Source organism: Demequina subtropica (assembly GCF_000971235.1).
Lineage (GTDB): Bacteria > Actinomycetota > Actinomycetes > Actinomycetales > Demequinaceae > Demequina > Demequina subtropica.
The window spans coordinates 59,397-65,585 of sequence record NZ_BBMB01000006.1 but is presented as its reverse complement, the minus strand read 5'-3'; the positions used below and the strand labels follow the sequence as shown (position 1 = coordinate 65,585).

At 74.2% G+C, this 6,189-nt stretch carries 8 protein-coding genes; 6 read left to right on the top strand and 2 right to left on the bottom strand.

The genetic code is table 11. The annotated features are described in order from the left end of the window. The 6 genes from AOM06_RS06305 to AOM06_RS06280 all read left to right on the top strand — a co-directional run. Nucleotides 1–492 (top strand): HesA/MoeB/ThiF family protein (locus AOM06_RS06305; RefSeq protein WP_174447465.1); only part of this gene is annotated, 492 nt, incomplete at its 5' end. Continuing rightward, nucleotides 485–1,672: a molybdopterin molybdotransferase MoeA gene (locus AOM06_RS06300; protein WP_062303907.1), complete on the top strand. Its 1,188-nt coding sequence runs from the start codon at nt 485–487 to the stop codon at nt 1,670–1,672. The genes AOM06_RS06305 and AOM06_RS06300, both read left to right, overlap by 8 nt. Continuing rightward, a complete protein-coding gene (gene moaC, locus AOM06_RS06295) occupies nt 1,669–2,190 on the top strand; it encodes a cyclic pyranopterin monophosphate synthase MoaC (RefSeq protein ID WP_062303906.1) in 522 nt (173 codons plus the stop codon). The genes AOM06_RS06300 and moaC overlap by 4 nt, the downstream gene beginning before the upstream one ends. Nucleotides 2,191–2,197: 7 nt before the next feature. Then, nucleotides 2,198–2,785, top strand: coding sequence for a molybdenum cofactor guanylyltransferase (gene mobA / locus AOM06_RS06290; RefSeq protein ID WP_062303905.1), 588 nt, complete (start codon nt 2,198–2,200; stop codon nt 2,783–2,785). Then, entirely contained in the window at nt 2,782–3,033 is a 252-nt protein-coding gene (locus AOM06_RS06285) for a DUF6457 domain-containing protein (protein WP_062303904.1), read from the top strand. Before mobA ends, AOM06_RS06285 begins: the two co-directional genes overlap by 4 nt. Then, nucleotides 3,030–3,272: a MoaD/ThiS family protein gene (locus tag AOM06_RS06280; protein WP_062303903.1), complete on the top strand. Its 243-nt coding sequence runs from the start codon at nt 3,030–3,032 to the stop codon at nt 3,270–3,272. Before AOM06_RS06285 ends, AOM06_RS06280 begins: the two co-directional genes overlap by 4 nt. Nucleotides 3,273–3,484: 212 nt before the next feature. Here AOM06_RS06280 and AOM06_RS06275 read toward each other — a convergent pair whose 3' ends face one another. Together AOM06_RS06275 and AOM06_RS06270 are read right to left on the bottom strand one after the other, a co-directional pair. Further along, nucleotides 3,485–4,876 (bottom strand): HNH endonuclease signature motif containing protein, encoded by a 1,392-nt coding sequence (locus AOM06_RS06275; protein ID WP_062303902.1) that lies wholly within the window; start codon nt 4,874–4,876, stop codon nt 3,485–3,487. A 170-nt stretch (nt 4,877–5,046) separates the two neighbouring features. Beyond that, complete coding sequence (locus AOM06_RS06270; protein WP_062303901.1) at nt 5,047–6,096, bottom strand: phospholipase D-like domain-containing protein; 1,050 nt, start codon at nt 6,094–6,096, stop codon at nt 5,047–5,049. Nucleotides 6,097–6,189 lie beyond the last annotated feature (93 nt).

Below are 6,189 nucleotides of genomic sequence, written 5' to 3'. Positions count from 1 at the left end.
CCCGCCGCCACCACCGCCCCCGCCGCCCCCACCGTCGGGACGCTCAGTCCTCGTGAGTCGGGTCCTGCCGCGCCTCCCGGGACAACCACGCCCGCATCGTCGCTGCTCGCCGGGCACGACCTGGTGCTGGACTGCACCGACACGTGGCCGTCGAGGCTCGCGGTCGCGGACGCCTGCGCGGAGCTCGGGATCCCGCTCGTGTGGGGCGCGGTGCAGGGCTGGTTCGGCCAGGTCACGGTGTTCGCCGGCGGAGCGACGCTGCGCGACATCTTCCCCACGGAGCCCGCGCCGGACTTCGGCGTGTGCGATGCGGGCGGCGTCCTCGGGCCCTTGTGCGGACAGGTGGGTGCGGCGATGGCCTCGCAGGCGGTCGTGGCCCTCACGGGGGCGGGTCGCGGGCTGAGCGGGGTGCTGCAGGTGGTCGACGCGCGGGACGGCGCGTGGCGGTCGCTGCCGGTGGGCGCGCCGGCCCGGGGCGGGGCGCGTGCGTAGCGCGGCGGAGCACCTCGCGCAGGTGCTGGCGCTGGTGCGCGAGCCGGAGTTCGAGGCGGTGCCGCTGGGCGTGGCGCTCGGCCGGGTGCTCGGCGACGATGTCCGTGCGGCCGGCGCGATCCCGCCGTTCGACAACTCGGCGATGGACGGCTACGCGGTCAGGGTGGCGGACGTCTCGGTGGCCTCGGAGGCCGCGCCGATCGGGCTCGAGGTGGTGGGGGAGTCGGCGGCGGGGCATCCGTACGCCGACACGCTCGGGCCCGGCACGGCGGTGCGGATCATGACGGGGGCGCCGGTGCCCGCGGGGGCCGATGCGGTGATCCCGCAAGAACTCGTTGCGGCCACCGCGACCTCGGTGCTGGTCGACGCGCCCGCGGCGCCCGGTGCGCACATCCGCCGCCGGGGCGAGGACGCGGCGCCGGGGTCGGTCGTGGTGCCCGCCGGGGTCGAGCTGCGTCCGCGGCACCTGGCGGCGGCGGCGTCGTGCGGCGTCGCGCAGGTGCTCGTGACGCGGCGGCCGCGGGTCGCCTTCCTGGTCACCGGGGACGAGCTGGTGGCCCCCGGCGGGACGCTCGGCCCGGGCCAGATCTTCGAGTCCAACGCCATGTATCTCGCGGCGGCGCTCGCGTCGCTCGGCGCCGAGCCGGTCGACCTGGGCACCGTCGGCGACCGCGGTGAGGACGTGCTGGCAGCGGTGTCCGGCGCCTCCGCGGACCTCGTGGTGACCACGGGAGGCGCGAGCGTGGGCGACCACGACCCTGTCAAGGAGGGCCTCGCGCCCGCCGGCGTCTCGTTCCTCACGGTCGCGATCCAGCCAGGGAAGCCGCAGGGCCTCGGGCGGGTCGGGGGAGTGCCGGTGGTGTGCCTGCCGGGGAACCCCGTGGCCGTCGCGGCCTGTGTCGAGGTGTTCGTGGCGCCCGCCGTGAGGGCGATGCTCGGTCTGCCGGAGCCGGCGTGGGAGCCCACGCGTGCGGTCGAGGGGTGGCGCTGCCCGCCCGGACGGGAGCAGGTGATGCCGGTGGTGTTCGTGGAGGGCGGGGTACGGCCGGCCACGTCCGGCGGTTCGGGCTCGCACCTGGTGGCCCGGCTGGCGGTCGCCGACGGGCTCGCGCGGGTCCGCGCCGATGCCGACGCGGTCGCCGCGGGCGATATCGTCGCCGTCAGGAGGTTCACCGTATGACTGTCCCCACGCCCGCCGACGCCGGGTCCGGCCCCGCCGCCCCGGCATCGTTCACCCATCTCGACGCGCGCGGCGAGGTCCGCATGGTCGACGTCACGCGCAAGCAGCCGACGGTGCGCAGCGCCGCCGCGTCCGGCTTCGTGGCGTGCGCGCCGCACGTGGTGGAGGCGCTCCGGGATGGCACGGTGCCCAAGGGCGATGCGCTCGCGCTGGCCCGGATCGCGGGCATCGCCGCGGCGAAGCGCACGCCCGAGCTCCTGCCGCTCGCTCACGTGATCGGCGTCCACGGGGCCGTGGTCGAGGTGACGGTCGAGGACGAGGGGGTGCGGATCGTCGCCACCGTCTCCACCGCCGACCGCACGGGGGTCGAGATGGAGGCCTTCACGGCGGTGTCAGTCTCGGCGCTCAACATCGTCGACATGGTGAAGGCGCTGGACAAGGGCACGACCATCCGCGACATCCGGCTCCTCGCCAAGGAGGGCGGCAAGTCGGGGTCGTGGCGGCGCGGCGAGGATTGAGGCGCCGATGACGCCCCTGTCGCCTGCCGCGCGTTGGGATGCGGTGATCGTCGCCGGCGGGCGCGGCTCGCGGCTGGGCGGCGAGTCGAAGCCGGATCTGGTGGTCGGCGGGCGGTCGCTGCTCGACCGCGCCGTGGAGGCCGTCGCGGGTGCCGAGGCGGTGGTGGTCGTGGGCGGGCCGCGCCGGGACGGTCTGCGCTGGACGGTGGAGGATCCGCCGGGGTCGGGTCCGGCGGCGGCGCTCGCGGCAGGTCTCGCCTCGCTCGCCATCGACCGGGAGCCGGCGGGCCTCACGGTGGTGCTCGGGGTGGACACCCCGCGTGCGACGGAGGCGGTGCCGCTGGTGGTGGGGGCCGCCGATGCGTCGAGCGGCGTCGGCGCGTGGATCGTCGACGCCGAGGGCGTGCCGCAGTATCTGCTCGCCGCCTATCCGACCGACGCGCTCGCGGGCCGTTGCGGCGGCGACACGACGGGCCTATCGCTGCGTAGGCTGGTCGCGGGCCTGCCGATGCGCGAGGTCGACGACGCCGACGGGCTGGCCAAGGATCTCGATACCTGGGACGACGCGCAGTTCTGGAAGGAGCGGCTGGGATGACGGAGAGCAACCTCGAGCGCTGGGTGGCCGCGCTTGTCGACGAGCTCGAGCTCGATATCGCGGATGTGGACGTCCAGGCGCTGCTCGATGTGGCGCGCGACGCGGCGCACTCCGTGGTGCGGCCGGCCGCGCCCTTGTCGACGTTCCTCGTCGGGTACGCGGCGGGCAGGCGTGCGGCCGCAGGAGACGACCTCGGGCCCGAGTGCGACAAGGTCTCGGCGCTCGCGGCGACCTGGGTGGCCGAGTGATCGCGGTCCGCCTGTTCGCGGCGGCCGCCGAGGCGTGCGGTGCCGAGGAGCTGGCGATCGATGCGGTCGCGGTGGGGTCCGTCGGGTCGCTTCGGCGGGACCTGTCCGAGCGTGGCGCCGACGCGCCCCGGGTGATCGCCCAGTGCGCCCTGTTGCGGGCGGGGGAGAGGCTCGAGGACGATGCGGTGCTCGAGGCCGGAGACCTCGTCGACGTGCTGCCGCCGTTCGCCGGCGGCTGAGCGGCGCTGCCGGCTTCCGGCTGTCGTGAGCGCCGGTCAACCGTGGCGTAGGTGCTCGCCTGTTGCCCCGGCCCCTTTCGGGCATCCTCACCGGGGCATGCTGGCGTGGCGCCCGCCGTGGGGGTGGGCGCCGTTGGGGCGGGGTGCCTCCTGCGCTCGGGCGTGCCTCGGGGGCGCTCACCGGGTGTGGTGGCGCCGTCGGGGCGTGGTGGTCAGCCGGGCGGGCTGGCGGTGGCGGGTGCGCGTTGGGGCAGGTCGACGTGGAGGGCGGCTTTGCCACCGAGCCTTGGGGCGCGGGTGGGATCGACGTTGGCGGGTGGGATGAACCACACCTCGGTGGCGGTGGCGCGGACCTGCCAGTGCTCGTCGTGGATGCGGTGGTGACACTTCGTGCAGAGCAGGACCCCGTTGGACAGGTCGGTGCGGCCGCCGCGGGAGACCTCGACGATGTGGTGGGCGTCGCAGAACGAGACCGGGACGTGGCAGAACGCGCACCCGCCGTCACGTTCGGCCAACGCGATCCGTTGGGCGGGGGTGAAGAACCGTAGGGCGTAGCCCACGTCGAGGGCTTGGGAGCCGGTGCCGAGCATGACGGGCAGCAGTTGTGCGTCCACGGCCAGGCGGCGGACCTGTCCGGCCGACAGCGGGGTCGACAGCGCGTCGCACCAGCCCAACCCGACCCCGGTCCTGAGTGCCTGCTCGTCGATGCGGACCACGACCGTGGTGGAGGCCTTGGTGCCCGCCTGAGTGCAGCGCATCCCATGGCGTGCGAGGTCCACCAGGGCGTCGAGGCGGATCCGTCCGGCCTCGCCGGCGGGGGCGGGACCTTCGCGGTCGTTGCGACGCTTGGCGAACGCGGCCGACACCTGCGCGTCCAGCAGCGTCTTGATCGGTGCCGCCGAGGCGGGGTCGAGCTTGCCGTACAGGGTCACCATCCCATCCGCGCCCTCGGTGAACGACAGGAACCTCTCACCGCGCTGGCGCTTCTCGCGGGCCTCGACCTCGCCGGCGTCCCAGCGGGCCTTCACGTCCGCGCAGACCTTGGACAGGTCCACCAGCGGCAGCTTGACCGCCTTCGCGACGAGCCTCGCGGCGAGGCGCGCGTCCGCGCCGTCGAGCGCGGCCAGCGTGTCGCACAGCAGCCGGGCCTGCGCGGCGGAGATGTCGCCGGCCAGCACCGCCGCCGCGACCGGCGCGCGCACCGCGTCCCCACCGCCCGCGTCCCCACCGTCCGCGCCCGCGCCGTCCGTGCCCAAGCCAGGTCCCGCCTCGTCCCCACCACTACCCGCGGTCCCGCCAAGCAGGCCGCCGGTCACGATCGCATCGAGCGCCTGCCCGCCCGTGCCGCCCTGCCCCTTCGCGACCATCTGATGCGCGTTCCTATGCCCGTGCTTGCGCGCCATGCCCCCGCCCTTCGCGCTGTCGGACCGGCGGGCGACCTCGGCAGCCACCGCCGCATGCGGCAGGGCGGCCAGGCGTGCGAACCGCGCCGTCATCTCCAGCACGGCCGCCAGCTCGGCCTCCGACAGCGCCCCCAGGTCACGGTCCTCGAACGGCGCGAGCTCCTCACGCGCCGTGTCGATCGCCTCTACCGGGAAGGTCATGACACCACTCAACCACCCGGGTCTGACACTCACCCCAGATATCCACCCTGGTAGATGTGGAAAACGCCGCCGCTTCCCGGCCTGGGGACATCGCTCGCGCGGGCGGTCGGGAGCCGCGACGCCGAGAGTCGGGTGCCCGGGAGCCGAGAGCGCCGTCCCCGGCGAATCCTTCAGCCGTCGCCCCGGACGTCGAGTGCGTGGAACTCCAGGATCTGCGCGATCGTCTCCGGGTTCCGAGTCTCGATCGCGATCTCGCGCGTCCCGAGGCGCACACCGCCCTCCACGAAGTTGTGCGACCCCGTGATCGCCACGCGCGAGGCGTCGTCGCGGAAGAAGACGATCGCCTTGGCATGCAGGTAGTGCTTCCTCGTGTACATCGAGCGATGGCCGGTCCAGAGCATCGAGGAGGCGATGAGCACCCGGTTCGCAGGGCTGGCGTTGCGCGGAGGGTTGAACCACAGCTCGTTCTCGCGTTCGCCGATGACCTTTCCGAGCTCCCCGGTGGGGCAGTACTGGGACACGAGCAGCACCCGGTCCGCCTGCCGCGCGAGCGACAGCGCCCGGCGGTAGATGAGCGAGTCGCCGGGGATGCCACCGTCCACCAGCACGTGGTCGGTGCCGTACCGGTACTCGACGGACTCGTGCCCGCGCTCGTGCGCGTTCATGTGCTGGATCTGGTGGTACACCGTCTCCAGGTCGTCGGCGAGCCGCGCGTCGGCGATGCGGAGCATGAAGTCGGTGTTCTCGACTCCCTTGCGGTCCAGGTTCACCCCGCCGAACGCGTAGGCGGTGTCGTCGACCACGCAGAACTTGGTGTGCGTCCGGCCCCGCCACGGCAGCCCCTTCTCGCGGCCCAGCCAGGAGAACCGCACGCCCTCGCGGATGAGCTTCGAGGCCAGGCTGTCCGAGGTGCGCCACGCCTTGGTGCGATACCCGGTGGGCAGGAACGTGCCGGCGGCATCCGCATAGGTGAAGACGTCGGCCGCGACCGACACCGCGACCCCACGCCGCGCCGCCCACACGAGCGAGTCGATGAGGTCGTCGGTGCGGTGGTCGTGCGCGATCGTCAGGGTCGTGAGCAGCACGCGCCGCTTGGCGTCGTGGATGCGGCGGGTCGCGTCGGCGACGTAGTCCTCGCCTCGGAGCAGCCGAGGCTGCGCGAGGCCCTCGCGGCGGCCATGAAAGGACTCGCCGTGTGCGGGTGCCGGTGCACTGGACACAGATCCACGCTTCCTTGCTGTCCCTCCAGTCTAGGGAGGACTCGCGCGCGGCGCCCTGCCGGTCGTCGCAAGCGCCAGGCATCCCCACGCCTT